This is a genomic window from Antarctobacter jejuensis (genome assembly GCF_052266595.1).
Lineage (GTDB): Bacteria > Pseudomonadota > Alphaproteobacteria > Rhodobacterales > Rhodobacteraceae > Antarctobacter > Antarctobacter jejuensis.
In genome coordinates, this window is record NZ_JBQQXJ010000001.1 from 251,424 (window position 1) to 277,771 (window position 26,348).

The window sequence follows — 26,348 nt, forward strand, 5'->3', positions numbered from 1 at the left end:
TTACTTTCGCCCCGCGCAGAACGGCCCGGCAGACCGGCCCCGCAGTATGGCCTGTCACCGCCCCAGCATCCATTTTCCATCCGGCCAGAAGGCGTGAAAGGCGAAGGCGAACATGACGTCATGGGCCACGTCCCTGCCCTGCGCGTCGCGCACCCGGACGGACCCCACATCACGGCCCCCCGCCACGGTGCCCGCGTCCAGCGCCGAGGCCTGACCCGGTTTCCAGCTGATCACGACGCCCGCCTCTGACAGCTCTTCGTCCCGCGCCAGCCGGTCCATCGGCCATGCGCGGTCCCCGACCCGCACCACACGCATCAGCGCCGGGATGCCATGCGGCGGCGGATCGCCCGAATAGAGAAAGGGACGTTTCGAGCGGTCGTAACCAACGTATGGATTGCGGCCATAGGGGCGGCTCCATGCCGGTTCGGCCATGACAACGCCATCGGGATTGCGGGCGCGGAACTGATCGAAACTTTCCATCCAGCTGGGCACGGCGTCCAATTCGATCCCCGTCATTTCGCCGACAATGCCGGTGCCGATGGCCTGCTGCCACCAGCTATGGGTTTCGCGGTCGTACATGACCATGTCGGAATTGCGCAGCTTTCCCGAGACACCGAAGGTCAGCACCCGCCCGGCCACCCGGCGGTCGAAGGTCAGCGCAGAGTTGCACAGCGGGCAATAGGTGACCGCCACCGGCACGCCGCCGACCACATCGTTCACGATCTCATGCCAGGTCAGGTAGCGAATGGGATAGGCGCGCGGACGATCACCCGCAATCTCGACCGTGATGACCGGCTCATTGCCGCGAACGCGGGTTTCCTGATCGGCCTCGATGAACTGCGGATCAGAAAGTGCGGGAATGCCGTCCTTGCCCGGTCCGCCGGACATGATCTCTGTCCAGTTGGTGATGGTGGTGATGTCGAAATTGGTCTGCGGCCATTCGTGCCGCCAGAAATCGGGGCTGGCCTGAGCCACCCCGGATACAAAGACCAGAACGCTCAATAGACGAAAAAACATGGCCGCATCCTCCCGGGTAGGAGGGTGCGGCAGGCTGGGCCATGTGCCCAGCCCCCTTCACGAAGCTTTGATCCGGTGTCAGGCGGTCCGCTTGCGGCGCCATGCCGCCAGACCACCAAAGGCGCCCAGCAGCAGCAAGCCGGATGCCGGGAGCGGCACCGCAGAAACCTCGGCGTCGAAGGTGACCTCGCTCAGGAAGAGCCAGCTTGTCCGGTGGAAGATTTGCACGGTCAATTCATCCGTGGCCCCGAGCGCGGCAAGCGACCCGGTAAAGGCGAAGGGCGCAGACCCGGCCGGATCGGCAACGCCGAACCCCAGACCGTTCACATCGACAGCCCGGGGCGCCGACACACCGCCGCCGCCGTTGGCGTCATCGAAATGGAAGGTAATGCTGTTGAAGTCGTAGGCTTTGTCGAACCGGAAAGTGATTACCGGATTGGTTGTCTGCGGCAAGGCGGTCGACCATCCGACATAGGGGCCGTTCGGACCGCGCGGGCTTTCGACGGAGTACCAATTCGCCGTTGCGATCACGCCATCGGTCAACTGACCGGTGCCACCGGACAGCGCGGCACCGTCCACTGTACGGTTTCCTGTACCGGTGTAGGTATCGTCCCAGTAATTGTAGCTGCCCGAGTTGCCGTTCGGCATGTCATAGCTGACGGGCGTGACGGTCGCGGCATTGGCGGCCATGGCACCAAGGGACAAGGCCGTGGCAAGAGCAAGTATTTTCACTGATTAAATCTCCGAATGTGGTTGACGCACTGTTTAAGGCACTCGCGCCGGAACCCTTACAGCATATCTGGAAAAGGACAATTTCACTTTTGACAACATTGAATAAAAAATGCGCCGCGCCCCTATCCGGGACACGGCGCAGTATTTGCAGATCAGGTTGGATCAGTCGGTCACCCGAACTGTCGTCATCCGATCCGGTTCGCCCACCACAGAGCCGTTGGCCCGTTCGTCGCCGCGTTTGATGGCGTCCACGACCTCCATGCCGTCGGTCACTTCGCCGACGACGGTATATTGGCCGTTCAGGAAGGGACCGGGCGCGAACATGATGAAGAACTGCGAATTGGCGCTGTCCGGGCTTTGCGACCGGGCCATGCCAAGGACGCCGCGTTCGAACGGCAGGTCCGAAAACTCTGCCTTGAGGTCCGGCAGGGGGGATCCGCCCATGCCCGCGCGGCGCATGTCGAAGTCTTCGGAGCTGGTGCGCCCATACTGAACGTCACCGGTCTGCGCCATGAAGCCGTCGATGACGCGGTGAAACACCACGCCGTCATAGTGCCCGCTGCGCGCCAGCGCCACGATCTGTGCGACATGGCCGGGGGCCGTGTCCTCATAGAGATCGACGGTGATGGTGCCCTTGGCCTCTCCGTCCACCTCGATTGTCAGGCCGTAGTCCTTGTCCCCCAGGGGGACCAGTTCCGGCTCTGGCAGCGTTGTCCGGACGGTGTCTGCCGGTTCGGTCACCTCTGGCGTCACGGCGACGGGCGCACCGCTGTCCGGTGCCCCCCCGCTGCGCAGGACCGCGTAGAACCCGGCCCCGACCAGCAGGACCGCCAGCGCGAGGATGACGGATTTAGTCGGCGACATCGGCGGCAACCTTGACCGAAATCATGCGGTCGGGGTTTGCGGGCGGCTCGCCCTTGGTGATGGCGTCGACATGTTCCATGCCGGAAATCACGCGGCCATAGACCGTGTACTGACCGTTCAGGAAGTGGTTGTCCTTGAAGTTGATGAAGAACTGCGAGTTGGCGCTGTTGGGGTTCTGCGAACGCGCCGCGCCCAGCGTGCCACGGTCATGCGGCAGCTTGGAGAACTCGGCCTTGAGGTCCGGCAGGTCAGAGCCGCCGGTGCCCGCGCGGCGCAGGTTGAAGTCCTGTTCCATGTTGCCGTGGGCCACATCGCCGGTCTGCGCCATGAAGCCGTCGATCACGCGGTGAAAGCAGACATTGTCATAGGCGCCGGAGCGGGCCAGTTCCTTCATCCGGTCGGCGTGTCCCGGCGCGACGTCGGGCAGCAGTTCGATGGTGACGGTGCCGTCCTTGAGTTCCATCAGGATGGTGTTTTCGGGGTCCTTGATCTCGGCCATTGGTCTTCCTCCGTTTCCGATTTGCGACGAGAGGTAGCCTGCAAGAGCAGCAAAGCCAAGACGCCGTTGACCTGCGACGTGGATCGGGCTTAGTGGATCGGGAAAATCGGATCAGAGGGATCGAGATGGCCTGGAACACGCTTGACGACATGGATCTTGAGGGAAAGCGCGTGCTGACCCGCGTGGATATCAACGTTCCGATGGAGGATGGGCGGGTCACTGACGCCACCCGGATCGAGCGGATCGCGGCCACCGTGCAGACCATTCTGGACAAGGGCGGCAAGCCCGCCCTGCTGGCCCATTTCGGCCGACCCAAGGGCGAGCGCCGCGACGACATGAGCCTGCGCCACCTGATCCCCACGATGGAAGAGGTGCTGGGCGTGAACGTGGTCTTCGCGGCCGATTGCGTGGGGCCTGCGGCGGCGGCGGTGATCGATTCGCTGGGCGAAAACCAGGTCGCGCTGCTGGAAAACACGCGTTTCCACGCCGGTGAGGAAAAGAACGACCCCGAGCTGGTGGCGCAGATGGCGGAACTGGGCGATGTGTTCTGTTCGGATGCCTTTTCGGCGGCGCACCGGGCGCATGCCTCGACCACCGGGCTGGCCCATGCCCTGCCCTCTTGTGCGGGCCGGTTGATGCAGGCCGAGCTTGAGGCGCTGGAGAATGCGCTGGGGACGCCGGCGCGCCCGGTTCTGGCGGTGGTTGGCGGGGCCAAGGTGTCGACCAAGCTGGAACTGCTGAGCAACCTTGTGGAAAAGGTCGACATGCTGGTGATCGGTGGCGGCATGGCCAACACCTTTCTGGCCGCGCAGGGCATCGACGTGGGCAAATCGCTGGCCGAGCACGAGATGACCGGCACCGCCAAGGAGATCATGGCCAAGGCCGAGGATACCGGTTGCCGGATCATCCTGCCGGTGGACGTGGTCGTGGCGCGCGAATTCAAGGAAGGCGCCGCGAACGAGACCGTGGCGGCCAATGCCTGCCCGGCGGATGCGATGATCCTGGATGCCGGGCCGGAGTCGGTCGACATCGTCAAGGAGGCCATCGACGAGGCCGAGACGCTGATCTGGAACGGCCCCTTGGGCGCCTTCGAGATCGCGCCCTTTGACACTGCGACCAACGCGGCGGCGCTGCACGCGGCGGAACGCAGCGGGCTGGGCAAGCTGGTGTCGGTCGCGGGCGGCGGTGACACGGTGGCGGCACTGAACAAGGCCGGTGCGGCGGCGGATTTCTCCTACATCTCGACCGCGGGCGGCGCGTTCCTGGAATGGATGGAAGGCAAGGTGCTGCCCGGCGTCGCGGCGCTGGAAGTGGCCGAGGAACCGTCTGACGACGAAGAGTGATCAGGGCCTGGCAGGGGCGGTCTGCGCCTCTGCCCCCCTGTCAGTGCAAGAACGAACCCACAGCGCCTATTGGCTTTGGTCAGGGTATAGGCGTCTGACCCGGATCGGGGGCATCGCCCTCCCCCTCCAGACCACGTTCCAGAAACGCGATCACGCGCTGGATCTGGCTGGCCCGGTCCTTCAGTTCGGCAACCTTTGATGCAACCACCTGTCTGGCCACGGCTGCATCACACCGCCCATCCATCGCTTCGATGATATCGCGCATGTCAGCGATCGACATGCCTGCGGTGCGGGCGCGCGTAAAGAAATCCAGACGTATCAGATTGTCTTCCGGGTAGTCCCGGTAGTTGTTGGTGTCGCTCTGGCCCGCAACCGATGTGATCAGCCCGTTGCGTTCGTAGAAACGGACGGTATCCCGGCTGACCCCGGAACGCTTTGCTAGTTCGCCTATGCGCATTTTACACCCATAACCATGAACAATGGTCTATTGTTTTAGGATCACCTGTATATTATATGGCGGTGAACCCGGCTACGTGCAACCGCCGTCGATCAAGCAGGAAACGCCATCATGTCCAAACGCATCGCGATCATCGGGGGCGGCTATATCGGAGCCACACTCGCCAAGTCCCTTGAGAACAAAGCGGATGTCACGCTGATTGAACCACGCAGTCACTTTGTTCATGCGCCTGCGATGATCCGGGCGGTGGTTGATCCATCCCTGCTCGACCGGGCGCTGATCCCCTATGACACGCTTCTGACGCAGGGGAAATTGGTGCAGGCACGCGCGACCAGCGTGGATGGGAGCAGCGTGACGCTGGAGGACGGCAGCCAGATCGAGGCCGACTATTTCGTGATCGCCACAGGTTCGGACAATGCCACCCCGTTCAAGGCTGTGGGGGACGACATCGAAGGCCTGCGCGCTGACACTGCACGCATCCATGCGATGCTGAACGATGCCGATACGATCGCCATCGTCGGTGCCGGTGCGGTCGGGACGGAACTGGCAGGCGAGATCGCCCATGCCATGCCCGGCAAGAAGGTCACATTGATCTCTGCCCAGCCCCGTTTGTTCCCCGACAAGCCTGCGAAACTGGGTGACGAGCTGACGAAAAAGCTGCGCTCCGCTGGGGTCGAGATTGTCTTTGGCGAGCGGGCGCAAGACCTGGAGAGCCTGACGGCCCCCTATTCCGGGACACTGGTGCTGTCCGGCGGAACGCAGATATCTGCCGATCTGATTTTCCCAGTGCTCGGCTCGCGGGCGTGCTCTGCCGTGCTTGATGGCCTGCCCGGTGTGGTCAAGGGCAGCGCCAATCGCATCAAGGTTGACCAGTGGATGCGCCCCTCTTCGCTGCCCAATGTTTTTGCCGCCGGAGATCTGGCTGAAATGGGGGATGCCATGACCATCGTCGCGGCAAGCCGGCAAGGGCCATGGCTGACCAAGGCGCTGTCTGCATTGGCCGCTGGCGCAACTGTCGAGGATCTGAAGCCTTACAAACCCTGGGGCAAGGCACCGATCCTTGTTCCGATTGGCCCCGAAAAAGGCAATTCCTACCTGATCGCCTTTACAGCGGGTGATCTGGTGACCCGCTTGATGAAGGGCAAAGACCTGTTCCTGACGAAGTACAACAAACTGCTGGGGCGGCGCTGAACGCTGGGGCGGCGCTGAACGCTGGGCCGGCGCTGAACGCTGACCCGGTGCTGATTCCGCCTTGGCTGGCCTACGGGACGTTTCCGGACCGGGGATTCATCTATGCTGCCGCCCCTCAACAGGGCCAAAATAGCAAGCGCCGCCTCAGCGGCGGTTTTTGCGTTTGTCGACCTCACGCTCCAGCTTGTAGAGCATCTTGATCGCGGCGGGGGCGGTGAAGGCTGTGATGTGCTTGCGCCGGTCGCCGCCGTGGAATTCGCTGAGGTCCACCACGTCGATCGGCAGACCGGCGATCCGCGTCTTGTCGTTGATCGAGCCAAGCCGCCAGCGTTTACCTGTGAGCCAGGCAGAGACGCTGAGGGCGGAGTCGAAGGTGGAGATCACCACAAGGAAGGGTTCGGGCAGCGGTTTGATCCGCAGCGCCTGCTGGACAAAGACGTCCTCATCGATGTCGGGGCTGATCAGGGCCACGCCGCGCAGCGCCTTCAGCGCCCGCGTCTTGCCCGCGATGGACAGCTGCCGCAGGGATTCCATGGTCAACTGCGTGCCCATCGAATGCGCCACCAGCGTCACGCGCCAGCCCTCGCTGGAGAGGTCGGTGAGCACCTGTTCCAGACCGTCGCGTGAGAACATGACGCTGTCGCGGTCATAGACATAGCCGCGCAGTTTGCCCGCCGAGGCCCAGGAATAGAGCACGATGGGGATCTGCGCGTCGAAGTCATGCGCCACCTGCGCGACGCGATAGACCGCCTCTGCGTTGTTGACGTTGTAGCCGTGCACGAACAGCACCACGTCCTTGCGGCCCGGCTGTGACCCGGCGGTCAGGCCATCCAGAAACTCACGCTTGCCGGTGTAGGGCGCGCCGTTGCGGGTGACGAAATGGCGCTGCGGATCCGGCGCCTGCGCGCCCGGCCATTCGATCTCTCCCTCGCGGTGGTTGGGCGGGATCGAGATGTCGGCCCAGCCATAGCGCAGGATGCGCGAGCGCGACGCGCCGAAGGTCTGGCTGACAAGGTTGATGTCGCCGGCCTTGGCCAGATTGCGGTTGGTGGCGACATAGACGCGTCGGATCTGCGCCGCCTCCCCTTCGCGCAGCGGAACGTGATGGATTTCGCCGCGGCTGGAACAGGAGACCAGCAGCAACAGCAATCCTATGAACACCAGGCCTCTTTTCATGAGGCAAAACCTTATCCAGCTTGCGATTCTTTTCCAGCATTATGCGCCCGCCCCCGCGCCTTGGCGGCAAAGACGTGCAGTCCTGCCACGCGCCGGGACAGCGGTGTCAGCCCCCGGCCAACCGCCGCAGCAGGCGGATGGCATCCGGGGCGGTGAAGGCGGTGGAATGGCCCGCCCGGTCGCCGCCATCGATATCGCTGAGGTCGATGATATCGACCGGCAGGCTGGCAAGGCGCGAGGGATCCTGAATGGAGCCCAGCCGTTCCTGTTTGCCGGTCAGGAGGGCGGCGAGGGTCAGCGCCCTGTCGCGGGTCGAGACCATGATGTTGAAAGGCTGCGGAAAGGGCTCGATCCGTTTGGCCTGCCGCAGAAAGACGTCCTCGTCGATGTCGGGGCTGATCAGGGAGACGCCGACCACGCTGTCGATCACGTGGCCCTTGCCCGAGATCGACAGTTGCCGCAGCGTTTCCATCACCAGTTGCCCGCCCATCGAATGCGCCACGATCATCACGCGGCGGTTGTCGCGGGCCAGCCCGGTCATCAGGGTTTCAAGATCGTCCCGGGCAAAGATCACGCTGTCGCGGTCATAGACATAGCCGCGCGCATCCCCCGCCGAGGGCCATGAGAAAGAGATCACCGGGACATCGGCCTCATAGTCATGAGCGATCTGGGCAAGGCGATAGACCGCTTCGGCGTTGTTCACGTTGAAGCCGTGCACAAACATCACGACTTCGGACCTGCTGTTGCGCGGCAGGGCGCGCAGAAAGCCGCGCTGCTGGGCGTAGCGGTCCCCCGACAGCGCCACGAAGTGTTTTGCCGGATCGGGATGCTGGTTGCGCGGCCATTCGATCTGTCCCGGCACATGCGTTGGCGGGATCGATATGTCGATATGTCCGTAGTTCAGCGCCGGATAGCGCGTTTCCCCGAAACGCTGTTCGACCAGTTGACCGTCTTCGGCGTTGTCGGCCACCGTCCGGTCGGTGGCGATGAACACGCGCTGCACGGTGGCGCCCTCGGGGAGCGTGGTCAGGCCGGTCAGGGCCGTGATGGCCCCGCGCGGCGCGCAGCCGGTCAGGGCCACGCTGAGACAGAAAAAGACGATGATGAACCGGCGCGCCATGGGCTGCACAATCCTTCAAAGGGGCGCGTAGGTCGAGGGGTTTTGCGCGCTTCTTTCACGGGTTTTTCGCAAGCGGCGCATCACCTTGGCGTGACAGGTGCCCGGGGACCGCACCGTGCTGCCCCGCGCCGCGCCGTGCAATTCTGCAACGCTGCACGGCTGATTCGCATGATCGTGCTTTTGTGTTCGCGCAGGTGATTCCCTTTTGCACAAGCCTGTGCCAGTGTCGCCCCTACGCACCCGATCAAGAGGTGCGGCACCAGAGGCAGAGCCATGACCAGTCGCCGACCCCGCCCTTCGCTGGGCGTTCTCGTCTTTTTCACAGTGACGCTGAGCCTGACGGCCTATTTCACCTTTGCCGCGGTGCAGGGGAACTTTGGCCTGTTCCGCCGCGCGGAAATCGCCGTCGAGGGGCAAAAGTTGTCGCGAGAGCTGGACGGACTGCGGGACGAGGTGGCGCGGATGGAGAACCTGACACACCGCCTGTCCGACGACTATCTTGATCTGGACCTTCTGGATCAGCAGGCGCGCGACGTTCTGGGCCTGATCCGCTCTGACGAGGTGGTGGTGCAGTAACGCCGCTTCGGCCTTTACCTGCCGCCCTTCCGGGGCTACGATTTCTCCAAAAGACGTTTAATATTAAACGATCTGATCGGGAGGATCAGCCATGGCCCGCAAACCGGCGGCGAAACCCAATGTCGCGCCCGAAGAACTGACGCAATATTACCGGGACATGCTGATGATCCGGCGGTTCGAGGAAAAGGCCGGCCAGTTGTACGGCATGGGTCTGATCGGCGGGTTCTGCCACCTCTACATCGGACAGGAGGCGGTTGTGGTCGGTCTGGAGGCCGCCGCACAAGAGGGTGACAAGCGCATCACCTCTTACCGCGATCACGGGCACATGCTGGCCTGCGGGATGGAGCCTGCGGGCGTGATGGCCGAACTGACCGGGCGTGAGGGCGGCTATTCCAAGGGCAAGGGCGGCAGCATGCACATGTTCAGCCGCGAAAAACACTTTTACGGCGGCCACGGCATCGTGGGCGCGCAGGTGCCGCTGGGCGCGGGTCTGGCCTTTGCCGACAAATACAAGGGCAATGGCGGCGTCACATTTACCTATTTCGGTGATGGTGCTGCGAACCAGGGCCAGGTCTATGAGACCTTCAACATGGCGGCGCTATGGGAGTTGCCGGTGATTTTTGTCATCGAAAACAATCAGTACGCCATGGGCACGGCCATGAAACGCTCGACCTCGACGCCGGATATCTACCACCGGGGCGCGGCCTTTGGCATCCCCGGAGAGATGGTCGACGGGATGGATGTGATCGCGGTGCGCGACGCCGGGCTGAAGGCGGTGAAACACTGCCGCTCCGGCAAGGGGCCGTATATCCTTGAGGTCAAGACCTACCGCTATCGCGGGCATTCCATGTCCGACCCGGCCAAATACCGCACCCGTGAAGAGGTGTCGAAAATGCGCGAGGAGCGTGATCCCATCGACCACGTGCGGGACATGCTGCTGCAGGGCGGGCATGCGACGGAGGAGGATCTCAAGGCGATCGACAAGGAGATCAAGGCCGAAGTCAGCGCCGCCGCCGATTTCGCCCGCGAAAGCCCCGAGCCGTCGCTGGACGAGCTCTGGACAGACATCTACGCGGAGGCCTGACGCCATGTCGACGCTGCATTTCGAAATCCACGCCGAAGACCCGGATCGGGCGGTGGCCTTTTACACCGGCCTCTTCGGCTGGACCATCGAGAAGGTCCCGGCGGACTGGGATTACTGGATGATCAAGGGCAAGGGGATCGGCGGGATCAGCCCGGTCACCGGCGGTCTGTTGCCCCGCAACAATACGACGCCCGCGGCGGGGTCCGGCCCGCGCGGTGCGATCGCGGTGTTCCATGTCGAGGATGTGGACGGCCGCTATGACTGGGCGCTGGCCCATGGCGGGGCCGAGGCGCTGCCGCCCTTCGACGTGCCCGGCATCGGCCGGGTGGCCTATGTCGAGGATGGCGAAGGCAATATCGTAGGGCTGCTGAAGGCGGCGGAGGGAATCTGAGAGATGGCAATTGAAATCCTGATGCCCGCGCTGTCGCCCACGATGGAGGAAGGCACGCTGGCCAAATGGCTGGTCAAGGAGGGCGATACCGTGTCCTCCGGTGACGTGATCGCGGAGATCGAAACCGACAAGGCGACGATGGAATTCGAAGCCGTGGACGAAGGGATCATGGGAAAGATCCTGATCCCCGAGGGCACGGCAGACGTCAAGGTGAACACGCCCATCGCGGTGCTGGTCGAAGAAGGCGAAGAGGTTGACGCCAGCGCCGTTGCCACCGCGCCCCCGGCGCAGGCAACCGCGGCCGTCGAGGAGGCCCCGGCACGGGGCCCCGAGCAGGCCGCCGCCCCGGCAGCGGTGCAGACCGCCCCTGAGCCGGACTGGCCCGAGGGCACCAAGACAAAGAAACAGACCGTGCGCGAGGCCCTGCGCGACGCCATGGCCGAGGAAATGCGCGCCGACGGCGATGTCTTCCTGATGGGCGAAGAGGTGGCCGAATACCAGGGCGCCTACAAGATCAGCCAGGGCCTGCTGGAAGAATTCGGCTCGAAACGGGTGATCGACACGCCGATCACCGAACACGGCTTTACCGGCATCGGCGTCGGCGCGGCCTTTGGCGGGCTGAAACCCATCGTCGAATTCATGACCTTCAACTTCGCCATGCAGGCGATGGACCAGATCATCAACTCCGCCGCCAAGACGCTGTATATGTCCGGCGGCCAGATGGGCTGCCCGATCACCTTTCGCGGCCCCAACGGCGCTGCCGCCCGCGTGGGCGCGCAGCACTCTCAGGATTACGCCGCATGGTACGCGCATATCCCGGGCCTGAAGGTGGCGATGCCCTATTCTGCCTCGGACGCCAAGGGCCTGCTGAAATCCGCCATCCGGGATCCCAATCCGGTGATCTTCCTCGAAAACGAGATCCTCTATGGCCGCAGTTTCGAGGTGCCGGTGCTTGACGATTTCACCGTCCCCTTCGGCAAGGCACGCATCTGGCAAAGCGGCACGGATGTCACCCTCGTCAGCTTTGGCATCGGCATGACCTACGCGCTGGAAGCAGCCGAAAAACTGGCCGCGGAGGGCATCAGCGCCGAGGTCATCGACCTGCGCACCCTGCGCCCCATGGACACCGCCACGGTCATCGCCTCCGTGCAGAAGACCAACCGATGCGTCACCATCGAAGAGGGTTTTCCCGTGGGCGCCATCGGCAACCACATCTCTGCGGTGCTGATGGAACAGGCATTCGACTATCTTGACGCGCCGGTGATCAACTGCACGGGCAAGGACGTGCCCATGCCCTATGCCGCCAACCTCGAACGCCACGCGCTTGTGACAACCGCAGAGGTGGTCGAGGCCGCGAAAAAGGTCTGTTACCGATGACCGCCCGGGTCGAGGTTCAGGGCCGCGACGTGGCGCGCGAGGCCTATCGCATCGCCACCGATGCGGGCCGCGCCTATGTCCCCGAAAGCCTGATGCAGACCGGCTGGCGCCCCGGTGCGCGTCCCAGCCATCAGGAAGCCTATGAATGGATCGCGGCGCATCGCGGTGCCCTTTCCACCGCGGTTCAGTCCCTGGCCCGTGGCCAGAGACCGCGCGCGCCTTTCGATATCGTCACCCTGATCGAGGCGCCCTGACATGCCCCGCCAGAGTGACACAGCCTCTTACTTTCCCCACCGGCCTATGCGCTGAGAGGAGGACCCGGATGCCTACAGAAATCCTCATGCCCGCCCTGTCCCCCACGATGGAGGAAGGCACGCTTGCGAAATGGCTGGTCAAGGAGGGTGACACTGTCACCTCCGGCGACGTGATCGCCGAGATCGAGACAGACAAGGCAACGATGGAATTCGAAGCCGTCGACGAAGGCACGATGGGCAAGATCCTGATCGCCGAGGGCACCGAAGGCGTCAAGGTCAACACCCCCATCGCCGTCCTGCTGGAAGAGGGCGAAACGGCGGATGACCTCGCGACGCCCGTTGCCACCGCGCCAAAGGCGCCGGCAACAGCGGCTGCCGAGGCGGCCCCGGCACGGGGCCCCGAGACAGCCGCCGCCCCTGCCCCGCGTCACAATGGCACCCGGGTTTTCGCCTCGCCGCTGGCTCGCCGCATCGCCGATCAGAAAGGCCTCGACCTGTCGCAGATCACCGGCTCCGGCCCGCGTGGCCGCATCGTCAACGCCGATGTGGAGGCGGCAACCGCCAGTCCGCAGCCCGCAGCGGCCCGCGCAACACCGGCCAGCGCCACAACTCCGGCCCCCGCTGCCCCCCAGCCGACTGCCAGCGCCGAGGCCGTACTCAAGACCTACGCCGACCGCCCGCATCAGGAAATCCAGCTGGATGGCATGCGCCGAACCATCGCCGCGCGCCTGACCGAGGCGAAACAGACCATCCCGCATTTCTACCTGCGCCGCGACATCCGGCTGGATGCGCTGCTGTCCTTCCGCAAGCAGTTGAACGATCAGCTGGCCGCACGCGGCGTGAAACTCTCGGTCAACGATTTCATCATCAAGGCCTGCGCCCTCGCCCTGCAAGAGGTGCCCGCCGCCAATGCGGTCTGGGCGGGCGACCGGGTCCTGCAACTTACCCCGTCCGATGTGGCCGTCGCGGTCGCCATCGAAGGCGGGCTGTTCACCCCGGTCCTGCAGGACGCGCATCAAAAGACGCTCTCTGCCCTCTCGGCGGAGATGAAGGACCTCGCCGCCCGCGCCCGCACCCGCAAGCTTGCGCCCCACGAATACCAGGGCGGCAGCTTTGCCATCTCAAACCTCGGCATGTTCGGGATCGAGAATTTCGACGCGGTCATCAACCCGCCGCACGCGGCCATCCTCGCCGTCGGCGCAGGCGTCCGGAAACCAGTTGTGGCCGAGGATGGCGCGCTGGCCGCGGCCACGGTCATGTCGGTCACGCTCAGCGTCGATCACCGGGTCATCGACGGTGCGCTGGGGGCCGAACTGCTGCAGGCCATCGTCAGCAATCTTGAGAACCCGATGGCGATGCTGGCCTGAAAGCCGGTCATGCGCCGGATCAACCTGTGCAACGCCTGATCAAAAGATACGTTTCAATCCGCCCATCGAAAAAGGCGCGCCCGGATGGCGCGCCTTTTTCGATAGATCCTGTCTTAGGCCCGTCTCAGCCCTGCCGCAGCAACTGGTCCATGCTGATCGCCGGTTGTGAGCAACCCGCTTCCCCGACGACCTTCGCCGGAACACCCGCCACCGTCTTGCAGGGCGGCACTTCTTGCAGCACGACCGACCCGGCGGCGATCCGAGAACAATCGCCGACCTTGATATTGCCCAGAACCTTGGCGCCCGCGCCGATCAGCACGCCATCGCCGATCTTGGGATGCCGGTCCTCTTCTTCCTTGCCGGTTCCGCCCAGCGTCACGGAATGCAGCATCGAGACGTTGTCCCCCACAACGGCTGTTTCACCGATGACGATGGAATGCGCGTGGTCGATCATGATGCCCTTGCCGATCCGGGCCGCCGGGTGAATGTCGATCCCGAAGACCTCGGAGCAGCGCATCTGGAAGAAATAAGACAGGTCCTTGCGGCCCTGATTCCACAGCCAGTTCGCCACGCGATACGCCTGAACCGCCTGAAATCCCTTGAAGAATAGAAGCGGCTGCAGAAACCGGTGGCAAGCCGGATCCCGTTCGTATGTCGCCACGATATCCGCCCTTGCGGCCAAAGCCAGCTTTGGCTCGGCGCCATAGGCTTCATCACAGATCTCACGCAGAATCTGTTCCGACATCTCTCCATTGGCCAGTTTCAGCGAGGTCCGATAGCTCAACGCCCGTTCCAGAGAGGGATGGTGCAGGATCGAATAATGAATCAGCCCGCCCAAAAGGGGCTCGTCCAATACCGCTGTTTCGGCCTCTCCCCTGATCCGGGCCCAGACCGGATCAACCTCGGCTAGATGTGCGCGTGTTTCAGCCATGGCTGTCCTCCTTTGACGCCGTGAGCCTATCAGATAGGCTGTGGGGAGCGAAACGCAAATCCGTGATGGGGGTTATCTGAAGATTGGATGGGTCCGAAACAAACCGGTTCTACGCCCTGATCCGGAACCGGATTACCGAACTGGATCAAGAGGATCGTCTGGGCCGACAAGGGCAGTCCACGGTCGAACTGGATCAGCAGGCGGTCGGACGGCTGTCGCGGCAGGATGCGCTGCTGCACCAGTCGATGGCCAAGGCGACGCAAGCGCGCCGAGACGGTCTGCGCAGGGCCCTTTTGGCGGCCCTTTATAGGCTTGACGCCGGAGAGTTCGGCTACTGCGAAGACTGCGGCGAAAGCATTGCGCCGCGTCGGCTGGAACTGGATCCGACGGCGATGCGCTGCGTCGCCTGCGCTTCCGGGTGACGCGACAGCAGCGCCCTGATCACCCGCGCCTGACAGTCGAGAAAATCACGATCCCCGAAGCCCTTCTCGTGTCCCATGTCATGCGCGAATGCCGCCGCTGAAAGCGTGCCGTTTCCCCAGCGGGGATGCGCTTTGTTGTGCTCTCGACAGTATCGATCAGCGGCGCTGGCCTCCGTCAACAGACGCAGTGCCAACTCATCTCTTGCGTGTGCCGGAACAGCCAACAGAACCCGCGCTGCCGCGCAAACGTCTCCGGGAAGCAGCGGCCTCATGCAATCAGCTCCAGCTCCGCGTAGGGGCCCGTGCCAAACCGGTCGGAGACCTGAGCCACCGCGATGGAATAGACGCCATTTACGCCATCCGACGTTCTGTCAGCTGCGCCATAAGTCCAGGTCGGGCTGTCAACCGAGGTTTCGCGAAGTACCGCGCCTCCCTGGCGCACTTGCACATGGTACAGTTCGGCACTTTCGCCCAACGGAACCTCCGCCGTGCCCCAGTGATCCCCATCAATCCGGGTACGTCTGACCCAATTCAACCGGACGTCCCCCGCATCCTGAAGTGCACGCAGGTGGGCCGGACGGTAGGGACGCAGGCCATTGCCTTCAAAGGCGTGAACCTGATGCACGTAGGATGCGTGGTCGTAGGAATGCCGCGCCGGACCGATCCGGAAATGCCGTTCCAGCCCACGTTGCGCCGAGGACAAGGCAATCTGCTGCGGTGCCCCGTTCAACAACACGACCCAAGACCCGGCAGGCCAGACCCCTGGCATGATCCCGTCGCTGCCCGATTGTCCGCGCAGTCTATGCGACACCATCCAGCGCCCGTCCGAGATCAACTCTGCGACGCGGAACTGGAACACTTCCCAAGCGTCCTTGCCGCCATCACCGATCACCATGGCATTTGCGCCGGACAACAACGCCGCGTCCCCGACCGATTGCAGGGCCCCATTGGCCAGTCGCAATTGCAACGGCGCGCCATGATCGATGCATCCGGCCCGCGCGGCCAGAAGATCCGTCTCTGTCACGCCCATGACAGCCTGTGCTGCATGTACGGCATTGAGCGCGTAGCCAGCATCTTCGACGGCGTCATATACCGCAACCGATCCCGGCCAAGGCTCTGCCGCCAGCGCCAGATACGGCGCATGTGGCGCTTCATCGCCAGTCAACAGGGGCAGGTCCAGAAACAGCGGTGTCACCGGAACTGCCGGGGTAAAGGGACGCAAGGCCGACGCGTCTTCGGGAAACTCGACAGGTTGGAAAACGTCTGGCTCGATCCGCACTGCATCGACGACCTGATGCTCAAGCACCTCGACCTTGTCGATCCGCGCCAGTGTCGTGCCGTCTGCTGCCGGTAGCCTGACGATATCGCCTGCGCCCAGCGCGAGTTTCGAAGGTGGCAAGGCGAACCGCAGGCTGTCGCGGGCCACGCGCGCCTCCGCCAGCCAGCGCTCGGCTGTTTGGCGACCTTCGCTGCGCGTCATGGCAAGCGGAAGCTCGGTTTCGGACACGGCGTGCGTCGCTTCATCCGGCAGGACAGCCTCTTCCGAGCCGACCTGATGGTCCGCGTCGGCCAACACGAACTGGAGCCTGACCCGACCCGCCATTTCGGCCTCGGCGGCCCGCGTTTCGACCAGATCGCCCTCGATCTCCGCACTGACTGCAAGATCGGCCTTTGTCAGATCGATCGGCTGGCAGCCGTTGCGCTCTCGGAACACCAGCGTTCCGTCGCGCTCGATTGCATCGAACCCGTAACGCAGCATGAGCGGCTGCAAAGCGCGCCGTGCGTCGGCGACCTGATCCAAGACGTACCCGCGAACGAATCCGTGTAACGCGCTTGTGTCGATGTCGCTCAGACCGGCCCGGTTACAGAGTTCATTCACAACCGAGGCCAAGCTGCGGCCGGAAACCCGACCATTCAACCAGTGCCCGGAGCGGTAGTTGGCCCCATCCGACCAAAGCTCTTCATTCCCCGGAAACCATGGGTACGGGCGCGCGTCCCAAGCCCACACAAACGTGCGGGACAGATCCAACATAGGCCCCGAATAGACCGACGAGACGGGGTTGTTTTCCGCAGCTCCCCAATACCCCAATTGCGCCCGGAGGTATTGCTGCTGGATGGTCTCGTCCCGCAATCCGTTGGAGTTATGCGGGAGGCTCGATTCCGAAGACTTGGGATCAAGGAATTTGTTCGGCTGGTTCGTGCCTTTGTCCACTGCCGCGCAGCCCAGTTCAGTAAACCAGATGGGCTTGGACTCGGGCTGCCAATCTGTGGACTGCGCCAGACGCGTACCGCCTACGCGATCGTGATGCGCGCTGCTCCACCAGTTACGAATGTCCTTGTATCGCCAGACCCAAGGTTCTGCGTATTGGTCGTCGCTGATTACGGTTCGCACCTGCGCGTCGCGATCCGCATCAGAGGCGTAAAACCAGTCAGATCCTTCCCCCCCCTTCGACTTTCGAACGAAGGTATTCCAGATCGTGTACGCTTTCCCACTGCGCATCCGCGTGTGTGTCACCATCGCGCCAATCGGAAAGCGGCATGTAATTGTCGATCCCGACGAAATCGATGTTGGGATCGGCCCAAAGCGGGTCAAGGTGGAAGTATACATCACCCGAACCATCCTGCGGATGATAGCCGAAATACTCAGACCAATCCGCAGCATAGCCGATCTTGACCGCTGGCCCCAGCAGTTCTCGGCATTGCGCGGCCAGACTTTTCAGGTGGGCAATTGCCGAAAAGCCAGCAGCGCCACGGATCTGTGTCAGCCCGCGCATCTCTGATCCGATGCAGAACGCATCGACACCACCCGCAGCCGCGCAAAGCGCCGCCTGATGCAGTACAAAGCGCCGATATCCCCAATCTTCCGGCCCACTGTAGGCAACCGAGCCACCGGCCACGTCAAAGTCACTGGCCGCAGTTACCCCGAAGAAGGCGGCCACCTCGGCATCCGCTGCCGCTGTCTGATCCGGTGATCCGGGTCGTCCCGGGGCGATGCTCAAGGTAATCCGCCCCCGCCAGGGCAAAACCGGCTGGTCCGCGTCCTCGGTCCAGGGATCGGTCAGCCCGTTGCCTGCCATCTGGTCCATCAGGACGAAGGGATAATACATCACGTCCATTCCATCGGCCTTGAGCCTCAGGATAGCCTGAATGACGGCGTCATCCGCGGCGGTCCCACCATACACGGGGCGCCCATCTGCAGTTGGCACGGATTCAGCGGCGCCCCGCGATAGTCCCGATACGGACCACGGCATCGCCTTGGCATCGTAGTCCCCTTGCTCAACCTTGGGCCGGATCGAACAGTGACCGCAGCGCAGATCATCGCCGAACCAACTCACAATCAGAGACGTTGCATTACAGTTCGGAACTTCATCACGGAGCTGACGCAGTGACGTCGTAAAGTCCGGCTCTTCGGAGGGAGAATTGACATTGGCGACGCGCCCCCCACCGAACAGGTCGCCGCCAGCGGCAGTATTCCCAGACAGATAAACCGGGCTGGTCGCCAAGGCATATTCCCCGGTGCCGGGGATCATTGCGACGCCCTTTATCAACGAAGGCACCTCATCCTCGGCCAGATCGGGACGCGTCACTTCAAAGCTGAATTGCGGTACCCGGTTCCCAAATTGTTCGAGGTCGAGATCCTCGAACACAACGTAAGCTGTTCCCCGATATGCGGGCACATTGCCAACGCCTTCGACCGCCTCGATCTTGGGATCGGGCAATTGATCGCCCGCACCAGTGTAGACACGTATGTTCAGTCGGCTCAACGATATCTCGGCGCCGTCGGCCCAAACGCGGTTGACCCCCGTGATCACCCCTTCGCAAAGCGCCACGGCAAGGCTGACAGAGTAGCTGTATTGGCGGACTTTCGGTTGTGCGGGCGCCCCTTTCCCGCCACCGTTCCCGGTCTCCTGAACATGCTCGTTGAACTCGGTGGCCCAGATGACTTGCCCGCCGACTCGCATCCGGCCAAATACCTGCGGAATAGCAGCGCCTTCTCCGGCACCGGTCAGACGAAAACGCTCGATCCTGCCGGTTTCGATGGCTTCGGAGCCGGCACCCATCAGGCGCTGATCCAGAACGCGACCCAGACTTGCGCCGACAAAACGACCAACCGCCGTCATCGACAAGCCCAGAACAGAGCCGCCGATAGAGCTGCCAATCGCAGCACCTGCTGCGGAAAGTAGGATCGTCGCCATCACTCTGTCTCCATTGGAAAGGCAAATCGGGCCACCACGCGCCGCGCCCACGGCGCGCTAAAGGCACTCTCGATCACGCCATGGCAGTCGTAAGCGTGGATGAAACTCCCGACCGGACCGACTTCGGCTTGCAGACCGACATGTTTCGCAACCGCCCCGTCGCGCATACGGAACAATAAAACGTCTCCTGGGGCGGGCTCTGTCAGCTTCTTCGCTCTCAGATGCGCCAAAGCTGCCCGCCACAAGCGCTCGTCGCCCTGAGGTTCTGACCAGTCCCTGCTATAGGCCGGCACGGCCTCAGGTTCGGGCCCAATCACTTCTCGCCAGATGCCGCGCAACAACCCGAGGCAGTCGCAACCTGATCCCTTTGTCGATGCTTGGTGCACGTATGGCGTTCCCAGCCAGCCCCGCGCCGCCCGAACGACTTCCGTCATCGTCTGCTACCGCCCGAATGGACCTTGGCCTGGCCAGGATGAACCGTGATCCAGTCTTCTTCGGGAAGATCCGGAAAGCCGCGAAAGTTCAGGTGATTGCCGAATTTCAGCCGACAGGTTGAAAAGCGCTTGTCGCACCCCGAAATAATCCGGACCAAATCGCCAGCCAGCGGAGTGGCGCGGAGAGGTTCCCAGACTTCGATCGTCCGCACCCCGTCATCACCAATCCGGTCGCGTTTGATCCCTGCTCTGAGCCCCATAGCAGCCCCGCTCAGGACTTCCAGTTTTCCCCGCTGGAACCAGCCCACGGCAAAGTCAGAAAGATCGCCCAGCCCGAACACGCGGTTTTCTTTCACTTCGACCAAGGCTCCGTCATAGGAGTACCCAGTGGCGGATACGTCGAAGCCGCAATCAGAATCTCCCAACGCCGCTGCGCAAGGTTTCTGATAAACTCGTCCCAAAGGCCGGTTCAGCAATTCGGTCAAACCGCGCAACTCAGCCTGAAAGGCACCGTTTCCGCGCCGGATTTCTCCGATGCTTCCGCGAAACATGATCCGGCGCGCGTCGACATCCGCCCAATTGACCATCCAGCAGATCACCTCGGCACCGTCATACCGACCGGCATCGATGTCCGCGTCTGTAAGAGCCGTCGAACTGAGCGCTCCCATCGCTTCGGAGTTATCCACCGACAGCCCGGTTGCTTGGCTCAGTGCCCGCGCGGTCAGGCCACTGTCCGCACGAAAGGTCAAACCATCAAAACTCAGATCCCGGTCATGGTCGGTAAAGCCCAACCGCTCACCATCCGAACGGATGACCTCCCAGGCTCGCGCAACGGTTGTCAACCCGCTGGCTAGGTGTTCATGGAATTCGTCCACTCCCATCAGACACGCACCTCCACAACCGGCACGTCCGGGATCTGCCCGGCGTTGAAACTGTCGGCACTGACAAGAATTCGGTCAGTGTCGAACCGCACCGGAACATCGAACTCGAATCCTGCGCGCACAACTACCCCAACGCTTGGCGCAACGGTCAGCGTGACTTCCCCTGTCCCTACATTGACCGAAAACCCAGCGCCTTCGACCGACTGCGCGCCATCAACTTCGACCATCACGGAACCGGTCACCGGTTTGGTGACTGGACGGATGTAGGACACACCGCCAGAGGCATAGGTTTTGCACAACTGAAAGCTTGTAGTACTGCCGTCACCTGTTCCGATGATCTGATCGGCGGCGGCCGCCGATTGCGACGGCGCGCAGGACTTGAAGTCCGCCCAGTCTTTCCAGCGGAAACCGTACAACTGTCCCTGCCGTGCCTCGAAGAAAGCGATCAGATCGAGAAGGTCCGTGATCGTTTCCGTCGCCCGGTCACGCTGCTTTTGCAGTCTGTCACACCGCGCATCGGCGGTCAGGACGATCGGCTGGTCTTCGGTCTTCTGTTTTGCACTGCTCATGCTCGACACCTTACTTGCCTGTAGGTTGCCCCTCCGTCAGGGTGCATGGCACGAAAAACGGCCCCATAGGGTCACCCCCGGGGCCGCCTGCCGTACCTCGTCCAGCATGTCACAAACACTATCTACGACCGTGCGTTGGGTCAATCGGGGTACCGAACGCAACAGACTGATTTCGTTCACACTTCCGGATTCGCCTTCGGCGCGGACACGAACCGGCTTGCCGCCCTCGCGCCCCTCTGGCAGGTATTTCCCCGAAAGGACAATGACATGCCCCAACTCTCTACCCGCATCACCACACTTAACGAAGGCGGCTCCGACGGTTGGGAGGTGTTCTACCGCGCCCGCAGGATGATCGCAGACGGCACCCCGGTGACCGAACTGACCATTGGCGAACACGACATCGGCACCGATGCCTCGATTCTCGCCGCGATCGACGCCGCCGCCCGTGGTGGCCACACAGGCTATGCGATGGTTCCCGGCGTGGACGCCCTGCGCCAAACCGTGGCTGCGCGGGTCGCCGCACAAAGCGGCGTGCCGACCGGGCCGGAAAACATTCTGATCACGCCCGGTGGTCAGGCCGCGCTCTTTGCCGCCCACATGGCCGTACTCACCCCCGGTGATGCCGCGCTCTACATTGATCCCTATTATGCCACCTACCCCGGCACCATTCGCGGCGCATCCGGCCGCGCAGTCCCGATCCGGACTGAGGCCCGGAACAACTTCCTGCCCAGCGCAGAGGCCATCACCGCCGCCGCCCGCGGAACCGGCGCCAAGAGCCTGCTGATCAACACGCCCAATAACCCCACCGGCATGGTCTACCCGGACGAAACCCTGCACGAGATCGCCCGGGCCTGCATCGAAAACGATCTCTGGCTGATCTCGGACGAGGTCTACGACACGCAGGTCTGGCACGGCACACACCTCAGCCCCCGCGCCCTGCCCGGCATGGCAGAGCGTACGCTGCAAATCGGCTCCATGTCGAAAAGCCACGCCATGACCGGATCCCGCGTGGGTTGGATTGTCGGGCCTGAAAAACCTGTGGAAACGCTGATCGACCTCGCTACCGCTACCACCTACGGCGTTCCCGGCTACATTCAGGACGGCGCGCTTTTTGCCCTTCAACAGGGCGCGGACCTCGAAGAGAAAATCGCCGCCCCCTTTCGCCGCCGCCGTGACCTCGCCCTGTCGATCCTGTCCGAGCAGAACACCGTCACCGCGATTCCGGCAGAAGGCGCGATGTACGTCATGCTCGATATCCGCGCCACCGGTCTGTCCGGCCGGGAATTCGCAGAGGCGCTGCTGGATGCGCATCACATCGCGGTCATGCCAGGTGAGAGCTTTGGCAAATCTGCCGCCGGTCACATCCGCGTCGCGCTAACCGTCGATGACAACCGCTTGGCCGAGGCGCTTCGCACGCTCTGCGCCTTTGCCGCTGAGGGGAGCCACGCCGATGCCTGACAGCTTCCGCGCTCTGCATCGCCCCGGCGATCCCTTCATCCTCGCCAACGCATGGGACGCGGGGTCCGCCAAGATGCTCGCGGCTCTTGGCGCGCAGGCCATCGCCACTTCCTCTGCCGCGCAGGCCTTCACCCTTGGCCGCCCGGACATGGGCACCCTGACCCGGGATGAGGCCCTGACCCACGCGCAAAGCCTTGTGGAGGCTGTCAATCTGCCCGTCTCCGGCGACTTCGAAAACGGCTTTGGCGAGTCCCCCGAGACCTGCGCCGAAACCGTCCGCCTTGCCGCCGAAGTAGGCCTTGCCGGGATCTGTATCGAAGACACCGCTCTGCCGGACGACAGCCCCTATGACGCGGCCCTTGCCGCCGAACGCATCCGCGCTGCTGCCGCTGCCGCCCGCGCCCTGCCGCGCGATTTCATGCTGGTCGCCCGTGCTGACGGCATCCTGACCGGCCATTATGACACGACAGAAGCGATTGCCCGCATCCGCGCATTTGAGGCCGCCGGAGCCGACGCCGTCTATGTCCCGGGTCCACCGTCGATGGAGGCGCTTGGCCAATTGGTGAAGGCGACCAAACTGCCGTTCAACGCCCTCGTCGCCGGTCCTTTCGCACAGTACAGCCGCGCCGATTACGCTGCACTTGGTGTCGCGCGTCTCTCGCTTGGCTCGGCGCTGGCCCGTGCCACATGGCGCACGATCCACGACGCCGGGCAGCAAATGTTCGGCGACGGCCGCTTTGACGCGCTGTCAAACGCCCTGCCCTTCGCCACCGTCAACCCGATGCTGAAATGAGCGGCACGCCTGTCAGCAGCATCCGTAACCTCGGCCCTGCATTCGAAAAATCCTGCACCGCTGCTGGCATCCCGGATGCCGAAACCCTGCGCGGCCTTGGTGCGCATGAGGCTTATCGAAAGCTTCTGCAAAACGGCGAACGCCCCCATTTCATCGGCTACTACGTCCTGCACATGGCCTTGCAGGGCCGCCCTTGGAACGATTGCAAAGGGGCAGAGAAAACCGCCCTTCGGACGCAGTTCGACGCCCTCAAGGCGCAGACCACCACCGCCCCCCGCAGCGCGCTGGACAAGATCCTGAACGAGATCGGCGTGATAGAGCCCGACAGGCGCCGCGCGCCGTAGGGCGGGGTTAACCCCGCCACCGGTCACCGCAACCGGATCAGCGCCGCCTTGTCCAACTCCGTCTGCCGATCCGAAATCACCCAGATGTCCCGGGCCGCCGCCTTTTCGACCGTGTCGATCTCTAGGCACTCCTCCCCCGATGCACCAGCATCTCTGCCAGCAGGGAACGCGGAAACCGGTTGATCGAAGAGGTCAGATAAGTCTGGTCAAGATCGCCCGCGATCCGCGCAATCGCATCCACTGCAATGTCAAAGGCGCGCCGGGCAAAGCCACTGTCATAGTTTCCTTCGGAAATATCCGCGGGTTTAAAAACCCCAAGCATCCTCCACGCACAGTCTTTTGCGTCAATGCCCCGCGCCAAACGAAAAAGGGCCGCCCCGCAGGGCGACCCTTTGCCGGAAATCGAATGGAAGCGGCTTAGCCGACCAGTTCGAGACCCGAGAAATAGAATGCGATTTCCTGCGCGGCGGTGTCCGGCGCGTCGGAACCGTGGACAGAGTTCTCGCCAACCGATTCGGCGAACTCGGCGCGGATCGTGCCCGGTGCCGCGTCGGCCGGGTTGGTTGCGCCCATGACTTCGCGGTTCTTCAGGATGGCGCCTTCGCCTTCCAGAACCTGCACGACAACCGGCTCGGAGGCCATGAATTCGCACAGTTCGTCGTAGAACGGACGCTCGGCGTGCACGGCGTAGAACTGGCCGGCCTGCGCCTTGGTCAAGTGAATGCGCTTCTGCGCGATGATGCGCAGGCCTGCTTCTTCGAACTTGGCGTTGATCTTGCCGGTGAGGTTGCGGCGGGTGGCGTCGGGCTTGATGATCGACAGGGTGCGTTCGGTGGCCATGCTGTGCTCCATAGTGAAAGGGCCGAACCCGTCGTCCGGCCTGAAATCCCGCGCGAGCGCCTAGCACGGGCCTTTCGCCTTGAAAACCCCTCGCTGCAATCGCCCCTGATACCGGTGCGCCCTGCGGCGTTCGCAACCGCTGGCCCCTTGCCGCGCCCTCTGCTACAGCGCGCTCATGCTCAGGATCGAAAACATCTCCTATTCAGTCGAAGGCCGCCCGCTGTTCGACGGTGCCTCCGCCACCATCCCCGACGGCCACAAGGTTGGCCTTGTCGGCCCGAATGGCGCGGGCAAGACAACGCTGTTCCGCCTCATCCGGGGGGAATTGACGCTGGACGGCGGCGACATCTCTTTGCCCAGCCGTGCCCGCATCGGCGGCGTCAGCCAAGAGGTGCCCTCGTCCGAAACCTCGCTGATCGACACAGTGCTGGAGGCGGACACAGAACGCGCCGCCCTGATGGCCGAGGCAGAGACGGCAACCGACTCGCACCGCATCGCCGAGATCCAGACCCGCCTTGCCGACATCGACGCATGGAGCGCCGAGGCCCGCGCCTCGACCATCCTGCGGGGACTTGGCTTTGACGACGCGCAACAGAAACAGCCCTGCTCCGCCTTTTCCGGCGGCTGGCGGATGCGCGTCGCGCTTGCCGGTGTGCTCTTTGCTCAGCCCGATGTGCTGCTGCTGGACGAACCGACCAACTACCTCGATCTCGAAGGGGCGCTCTGGCTCGAATCCTATCTGGTGAAATACCCGCATACGGTTATCGTCATCAGCCATGACCGCGGCCTGTTGAACCGCGCCGTGAACTGCATCCTGCACCTCGAAGATCGCGCCTTGACCTACTACGGCACGCCTTATGACGGATTTGTCAAATTGCGCGCCGAGAAGCGCGCCCAGCAGACCGCCACCGCCAAGAAACAACAGGATCGTCGCGCCCATCTGCAAAGCTTTGTCGACCGCTTCCGCGCCAAGGCGTCCAAGGCCAAACAGGCGCAGGCCCGCCTGAAGATGATCGAACGGATGGACATGATCACCGCGCCCGAAGAGGCCGCCAAGCGGGTGTTCACCTTCCCGCAACCGGATGAGCTGTCGCCGCCGATCATCAACATCGAAGGCGGTGCCACGGGCTACGGCGACACTGTCGTTCTGCGTCGGTTGAACCTGCGCATCGATCAGGACGACCGCATCGCTCTGCTGGGCAAGAACGGTCAGGGCAAATCCACCCTGTCCAAGCTGCTCTCGGGTCGGCTTGCGCTGATGGAAGGCAAGATGAGCCGCTCGTCCAAGCTGCGGATCGGTTATTTCGCCCAGCATCAGGTGGATGAGCTGCATCTGGACGAGAACCCGATCCAGCACCTGCAACGCGAACGCCCCGCCACGCCGCCTTCGAAACTGCGCGCGCTGCTGGCCGGATTCGGCCTTATGGCCGCACAGGCGGAGACGGAGGTCGGACGCCTGTCCGGTGGGCAAAAGGCGCGCCTGTCGCTGCTGCTGGCCACGCTGGACGCGCCGCACCTGCTCATCCTCGATGAACCGACAAACCACCTCGACATCGAAAGCCGTGAGGCGCTGGTAGAGGCGCTGACCGCCTATTCAGGTGCGGTGATCCTCGTCAGCCACGACATGCATCTGCTGTCGATGGTCGCAGATCGCCTTTGGCTCGTGGGCGATGGCACCGTGCAACCCTATGAGGAAGACCTCGACGCCTACCGCACCATGCTGCTGTCGCGCGACGCCGGTCCGAAGCCCAACAAACCTGCCCCCGCAAAGCCCAAACGCCCCTCCCGCGACACCATCCTTGAACTGCGCGCGGAGGTCCGCAAATGCGAGGACCGCGTCGCCAAGATCGAGGAGATGCGCGAAAAACTGGCGAAAAAGCTCGCCGACCCAACACTTTACGAAGATGGTCGCGTCGGTGAGTTGGAAACCTGGAACAAGAAATACGCCGAGGTCATGAACGGCCTTCACCGCGCCGAGGCCATGTGGGAAGCCGCCGCAGAGAAGTTGGACTCGGCCGAAAGCGCCTGACCT

The 26,348-nt window shown here is 63.3% G+C and carries 27 protein-coding genes and 1 pseudogene; 13 read left to right on the top strand and 15 right to left on the bottom strand.

What is annotated here, in order from left to right; translation table 11 throughout:
• Positions 1-54 precede the first annotated feature (54 nt).
• From ACTXGA_RS01245 to ACTXGA_RS01260, 4 genes are all read right to left on the bottom strand, one after another.
• Entirely contained in the window at positions 55-1,017 is a 963-nt protein-coding gene (locus tag ACTXGA_RS01245; protein ID WP_443391276.1) for a DUF3179 domain-containing protein, read from the bottom strand.
• A gap of 78 nt (positions 1,018-1,095) precedes the next feature.
• A complete protein-coding gene (locus ACTXGA_RS01250) occupies positions 1,096-1,749 on the bottom strand; it encodes a VPLPA-CTERM sorting domain-containing protein (protein WP_443391277.1) in 654 nt (217 codons plus the stop codon).
• Positions 1,750-1,911: 162 nt separating this feature from the next.
• Positions 1,912-2,613, bottom strand: a complete 702-nt coding sequence (locus ACTXGA_RS01255; protein WP_443391278.1) for a peptidylprolyl isomerase — start codon at positions 2,611-2,613, stop codon at positions 1,912-1,914.
• Complete coding sequence (locus ACTXGA_RS01260) at positions 2,600-3,112, bottom strand: peptidylprolyl isomerase (protein WP_443391279.1); 513 nt, start codon at positions 3,110-3,112, stop codon at positions 2,600-2,602. The genes ACTXGA_RS01255 and ACTXGA_RS01260 overlap by 14 nt, the downstream gene beginning before the upstream one ends.
• 125 nt (positions 3,113-3,237) lie before the next feature.
• Here ACTXGA_RS01260 and ACTXGA_RS01265 point away from each other — a divergent pair, with 125 nt between their 5' ends.
• Positions 3,238-4,455 carry a phosphoglycerate kinase gene (locus tag ACTXGA_RS01265; RefSeq protein ID WP_443391280.1) on the top strand — a complete coding sequence of 406 codons (1,218 nt, stop codon included), beginning with the start codon at positions 3,238-3,240 and terminating at the stop codon, positions 4,453-4,455.
• Between the two features lie 79 nt (positions 4,456-4,534).
• Here ACTXGA_RS01265 and ACTXGA_RS01270 read toward each other — a convergent pair whose 3' ends face one another.
• Positions 4,535-4,912, bottom strand: a complete 378-nt coding sequence (locus ACTXGA_RS01270) for a MerR family transcriptional regulator (RefSeq protein ID WP_443391281.1) — start codon at positions 4,910-4,912, stop codon at positions 4,535-4,537.
• A gap of 111 nt (positions 4,913-5,023) precedes the next feature.
• Between ACTXGA_RS01270 and ACTXGA_RS01275 the strand changes: the two genes are divergently transcribed.
• Positions 5,024-6,103 carry an NAD(P)/FAD-dependent oxidoreductase gene (locus ACTXGA_RS01275; protein WP_443391282.1) on the top strand — a complete coding sequence of 360 codons (1,080 nt, stop codon included), beginning with the start codon at positions 5,024-5,026 and terminating at the stop codon, positions 6,101-6,103.
• A gap of 144 nt (positions 6,104-6,247) precedes the next feature.
• On the opposite strand, the gene ACTXGA_RS01280 is transcribed toward ACTXGA_RS01275, so the two are convergent.
• A complete protein-coding gene (locus ACTXGA_RS01280; protein ID WP_443391283.1) occupies positions 6,248-7,279 on the bottom strand; it encodes an alpha/beta hydrolase in 1,032 nt (343 codons plus the stop codon).
• A gap of 106 nt (positions 7,280-7,385) precedes the next feature.
• A complete protein-coding gene (locus ACTXGA_RS01285; protein WP_443391284.1) occupies positions 7,386-8,399 on the bottom strand; it encodes an alpha/beta hydrolase in 1,014 nt (337 codons plus the stop codon).
• A gap of 273 nt (positions 8,400-8,672) precedes the next feature.
• On the opposite strand from ACTXGA_RS01285, the gene ACTXGA_RS01290 reads away from it, so the two are divergent.
• From ACTXGA_RS01290 to ACTXGA_RS01315, 6 genes are all read left to right on the top strand, one after another.
• A complete protein-coding gene (locus ACTXGA_RS01290; protein ID WP_443391285.1) occupies positions 8,673-8,975 on the top strand; it encodes an FtsB family cell division protein in 303 nt (100 codons plus the stop codon).
• A 91-nt stretch (positions 8,976-9,066) separates the two neighbouring features.
• Positions 9,067-10,059, top strand: coding sequence for a pyruvate dehydrogenase (acetyl-transferring) E1 component subunit alpha (gene pdhA, locus ACTXGA_RS01295; protein ID WP_443391286.1), 993 nt, complete (start codon positions 9,067-9,069; stop codon positions 10,057-10,059).
• A gap of 4 nt (positions 10,060-10,063) precedes the next feature.
• A complete protein-coding gene (locus ACTXGA_RS01300; RefSeq protein ID WP_443391287.1) occupies positions 10,064-10,450 on the top strand; it encodes a VOC family protein in 387 nt (128 codons plus the stop codon).
• Positions 10,451-10,453: 3 nt separating this feature from the next.
• Entirely contained in the window at positions 10,454-11,827 is a 1,374-nt protein-coding gene (locus ACTXGA_RS01305) for a pyruvate dehydrogenase complex E1 component subunit beta (RefSeq protein WP_443391288.1), read from the top strand.
• Positions 11,824-12,081, top strand: coding sequence for a hypothetical protein (locus tag ACTXGA_RS01310; RefSeq protein WP_443391289.1), 258 nt, complete (start codon positions 11,824-11,826; stop codon positions 12,079-12,081). Before ACTXGA_RS01305 ends, ACTXGA_RS01310 begins: the two co-directional genes overlap by 4 nt.
• Positions 12,082-12,149: 68 nt before the next feature.
• Entirely contained in the window at positions 12,150-13,448 is a 1,299-nt protein-coding gene (locus ACTXGA_RS01315) for a pyruvate dehydrogenase complex dihydrolipoamide acetyltransferase (protein ID WP_443391290.1), read from the top strand.
• A 124-nt stretch (positions 13,449-13,572) separates the two neighbouring features.
• Here ACTXGA_RS01315 and cysE read toward each other — a convergent pair whose 3' ends face one another.
• The gene (gene cysE / locus ACTXGA_RS01320) at positions 13,573-14,379 is read right to left on the bottom strand and encodes a serine O-acetyltransferase (protein ID WP_443391291.1); all 807 of its coding nucleotides are present in this window, start codon (positions 14,377-14,379) and stop codon (positions 13,573-13,575) included.
• An 83-nt stretch (positions 14,380-14,462) separates the two neighbouring features.
• Between cysE and ACTXGA_RS01325 the strand changes: the two genes are divergently transcribed.
• Positions 14,463-14,801, top strand: a complete 339-nt coding sequence (locus ACTXGA_RS01325; RefSeq protein WP_443391292.1) for a TraR/DksA family transcriptional regulator — start codon at positions 14,463-14,465, stop codon at positions 14,799-14,801.
• Here the strand turns inward: ACTXGA_RS01325 and ACTXGA_RS01330 are convergent.
• The 5 genes and pseudogenes from ACTXGA_RS01330 to ACTXGA_RS01350 all read right to left on the bottom strand — a co-directional run bounded on the left by ACTXGA_RS01330 (position 14,711) and on the right by ACTXGA_RS01350 (position 20,881).
• A complete protein-coding gene (locus tag ACTXGA_RS01330) occupies positions 14,711-15,073 on the bottom strand; it encodes a DUF7742 family protein (RefSeq protein ID WP_443391293.1) in 363 nt (120 codons plus the stop codon). The genes ACTXGA_RS01325 and ACTXGA_RS01330 overlap by 91 nt on opposite strands.
• Positions 15,070-18,997 (bottom strand): annotated as a pseudogene (locus ACTXGA_RS01335) (baseplate multidomain protein megatron). The gene ACTXGA_RS01330 and the pseudogene ACTXGA_RS01335 overlap by 4 nt, the downstream one beginning before the upstream one ends.
• Positions 18,997-19,431 (bottom strand): NlpC/P60 family protein, encoded by a 435-nt coding sequence (locus tag ACTXGA_RS01340; protein WP_443391294.1) that lies wholly within the window; start codon positions 19,429-19,431, stop codon positions 18,997-18,999. The pseudogene ACTXGA_RS01335 and the gene ACTXGA_RS01340 overlap by 1 nt, the downstream one beginning before the upstream one ends.
• Positions 19,428-20,312, bottom strand: a complete 885-nt coding sequence (locus tag ACTXGA_RS01345; protein ID WP_443391295.1) for a phage/gene transfer agent baseplate hub protein — start codon at positions 20,310-20,312, stop codon at positions 19,428-19,430. The genes ACTXGA_RS01340 and ACTXGA_RS01345 overlap by 4 nt, the downstream gene beginning before the upstream one ends.
• On the bottom strand, positions 20,312-20,881 hold the full coding sequence (locus ACTXGA_RS01350; protein WP_443391296.1) for a phage distal tail protein, Rcc01695 family: 570 nt from the start codon (positions 20,879-20,881) through the stop codon (positions 20,312-20,314). Before ACTXGA_RS01350 ends, ACTXGA_RS01345 begins: the two co-directional genes overlap by 1 nt.
• 267 nt (positions 20,882-21,148) lie before the next feature.
• On the opposite strand from ACTXGA_RS01350, the gene ACTXGA_RS01355 reads away from it, so the two are divergent.
• The 3 genes from ACTXGA_RS01355 to ACTXGA_RS01365 are packed head-to-tail and all read left to right on the top strand — an operon-like array spanning position 21,149 to position 23,476.
• Entirely contained in the window at positions 21,149-22,339 is a 1,191-nt protein-coding gene (locus ACTXGA_RS01355) for a pyridoxal phosphate-dependent aminotransferase (RefSeq protein WP_443391297.1), read from the top strand.
• Complete coding sequence (locus ACTXGA_RS01360) at positions 22,332-23,132, top strand: isocitrate lyase/PEP mutase family protein (RefSeq protein ID WP_443391298.1); 801 nt, start codon at positions 22,332-22,334, stop codon at positions 23,130-23,132. The genes ACTXGA_RS01355 and ACTXGA_RS01360 overlap by 8 nt, the downstream gene beginning before the upstream one ends.
• On the top strand, positions 23,129-23,476 hold the full coding sequence (locus ACTXGA_RS01365) for a TfoX/Sxy family protein (protein WP_443391299.1): 348 nt from the start codon (positions 23,129-23,131) through the stop codon (positions 23,474-23,476). Before ACTXGA_RS01360 ends, ACTXGA_RS01365 begins: the two co-directional genes overlap by 4 nt.
• Before the next feature lie 121 nt (positions 23,477-23,597).
• On the opposite strand, the gene ACTXGA_RS01370 is transcribed toward ACTXGA_RS01365, so the two are convergent.
• Positions 23,598-23,798, bottom strand: a complete 201-nt coding sequence (locus ACTXGA_RS01370; RefSeq protein ID WP_443391300.1) for a hypothetical protein — start codon at positions 23,796-23,798, stop codon at positions 23,598-23,600.
• Between the two features lie 95 nt (positions 23,799-23,893).
• Positions 23,894-24,316 carry a nucleoside-diphosphate kinase gene (ndk, locus tag ACTXGA_RS01375; RefSeq protein ID WP_443391301.1) on the bottom strand — a complete coding sequence of 141 codons (423 nt, stop codon included), beginning with the start codon at positions 24,314-24,316 and terminating at the stop codon, positions 23,894-23,896.
• A gap of 175 nt (positions 24,317-24,491) precedes the next feature.
• Here ndk and ACTXGA_RS01380 point away from each other — a divergent pair, with 175 nt between their 5' ends.
• Entirely contained in the window at positions 24,492-26,345 is a 1,854-nt protein-coding gene (locus ACTXGA_RS01380) for an ABC-F family ATP-binding cassette domain-containing protein (protein WP_443391302.1), read from the top strand.
• The last annotated feature ends 3 nt before the right edge of the window (positions 26,346-26,348 follow it).

Bases quoted from the DNA above. Each gene is read 5' to 3' on its own strand.
- ACTXGA_RS01245 (WP_443391276.1), bottom strand. From the start codon at position 1,017: ATGTTTTTTCGTCTATTGAGCGTTCTGGTCTTTGTATCCGGGGTGGCT.
- ACTXGA_RS01255 (WP_443391278.1), bottom strand. From the start codon at position 2,613: ATGTCGCCGACTAAATCCGTCATCCTCGCGCTGGCGGTCCTGCTGGTC.
- ACTXGA_RS01260 (WP_443391279.1), bottom strand. From the start codon at position 3,112: ATGGCCGAGATCAAGGACCCCGAAAACACCATCCTGATGGAACTCAAG.
- ACTXGA_RS01265 (WP_443391280.1), top strand. From the start codon at position 3,238: ATGGCCTGGAACACGCTTGACGACATGGATCTTGAGGGAAAGCGCGTG.
- ACTXGA_RS01270 (WP_443391281.1), bottom strand. From the start codon at position 4,912: ATGCGCATAGGCGAACTAGCAAAGCGTTCCGGGGTCAGCCGGGATACC.
- ACTXGA_RS01275 (WP_443391282.1), top strand. From the start codon at position 5,024: ATGTCCAAACGCATCGCGATCATCGGGGGCGGCTATATCGGAGCCACA.
- ACTXGA_RS01280 (WP_443391283.1), bottom strand. From the start codon at position 7,279: ATGAAAAGAGGCCTGGTGTTCATAGGATTGCTGTTGCTGCTGGTCTCC.
- ACTXGA_RS01285 (WP_443391284.1), bottom strand. From the start codon at position 8,399: ATGGCGCGCCGGTTCATCATCGTCTTTTTCTGTCTCAGCGTGGCCCTG.
- ACTXGA_RS01290 (WP_443391285.1), top strand. From the start codon at position 8,673: ATGACCAGTCGCCGACCCCGCCCTTCGCTGGGCGTTCTCGTCTTTTTC.
- pdhA (WP_443391286.1), top strand. From the start codon at position 9,067: ATGGCCCGCAAACCGGCGGCGAAACCCAATGTCGCGCCCGAAGAACTG.
- ACTXGA_RS01300 (WP_443391287.1), top strand. From the start codon at position 10,064: ATGTCGACGCTGCATTTCGAAATCCACGCCGAAGACCCGGATCGGGCG.
- ACTXGA_RS01305 (WP_443391288.1), top strand. From the start codon at position 10,454: ATGGCAATTGAAATCCTGATGCCCGCGCTGTCGCCCACGATGGAGGAA.
- ACTXGA_RS01310 (WP_443391289.1), top strand. From the start codon at position 11,824: ATGACCGCCCGGGTCGAGGTTCAGGGCCGCGACGTGGCGCGCGAGGCC.
- ACTXGA_RS01315 (WP_443391290.1), top strand. From the start codon at position 12,150: ATGCCTACAGAAATCCTCATGCCCGCCCTGTCCCCCACGATGGAGGAA.
- cysE (WP_443391291.1), bottom strand. From the start codon at position 14,379: ATGGCTGAAACACGCGCACATCTAGCCGAGGTTGATCCGGTCTGGGCC.
- ACTXGA_RS01330 (WP_443391293.1), bottom strand. From the start codon at position 15,073: ATGAGGCCGCTGCTTCCCGGAGACGTTTGCGCGGCAGCGCGGGTTCTG.
- ACTXGA_RS01340 (WP_443391294.1), bottom strand. From the start codon at position 19,431: ATGACGGAAGTCGTTCGGGCGGCGCGGGGCTGGCTGGGAACGCCATAC.
- ACTXGA_RS01345 (WP_443391295.1), bottom strand. From the start codon at position 20,312: ATGGGAGTGGACGAATTCCATGAACACCTAGCCAGCGGGTTGACAACC.
- ACTXGA_RS01350 (WP_443391296.1), bottom strand. From the start codon at position 20,881: ATGAGCAGTGCAAAACAGAAGACCGAAGACCAGCCGATCGTCCTGACC.
- ACTXGA_RS01355 (WP_443391297.1), top strand. From the start codon at position 21,149: ATGCCCCAACTCTCTACCCGCATCACCACACTTAACGAAGGCGGCTCC.
- ACTXGA_RS01360 (WP_443391298.1), top strand. From the start codon at position 22,332: ATGCCTGACAGCTTCCGCGCTCTGCATCGCCCCGGCGATCCCTTCATC.
- ACTXGA_RS01365 (WP_443391299.1), top strand. From the start codon at position 23,129: ATGAGCGGCACGCCTGTCAGCAGCATCCGTAACCTCGGCCCTGCATTC.
- ACTXGA_RS01370 (WP_443391300.1), bottom strand. From the start codon at position 23,798: ATGCTTGGGGTTTTTAAACCCGCGGATATTTCCGAAGGAAACTATGAC.
- ndk (WP_443391301.1), bottom strand. From the start codon at position 24,316: ATGGCCACCGAACGCACCCTGTCGATCATCAAGCCCGACGCCACCCGC.
- ACTXGA_RS01380 (WP_443391302.1), top strand. From the start codon at position 24,492: ATGCTCAGGATCGAAAACATCTCCTATTCAGTCGAAGGCCGCCCGCTG.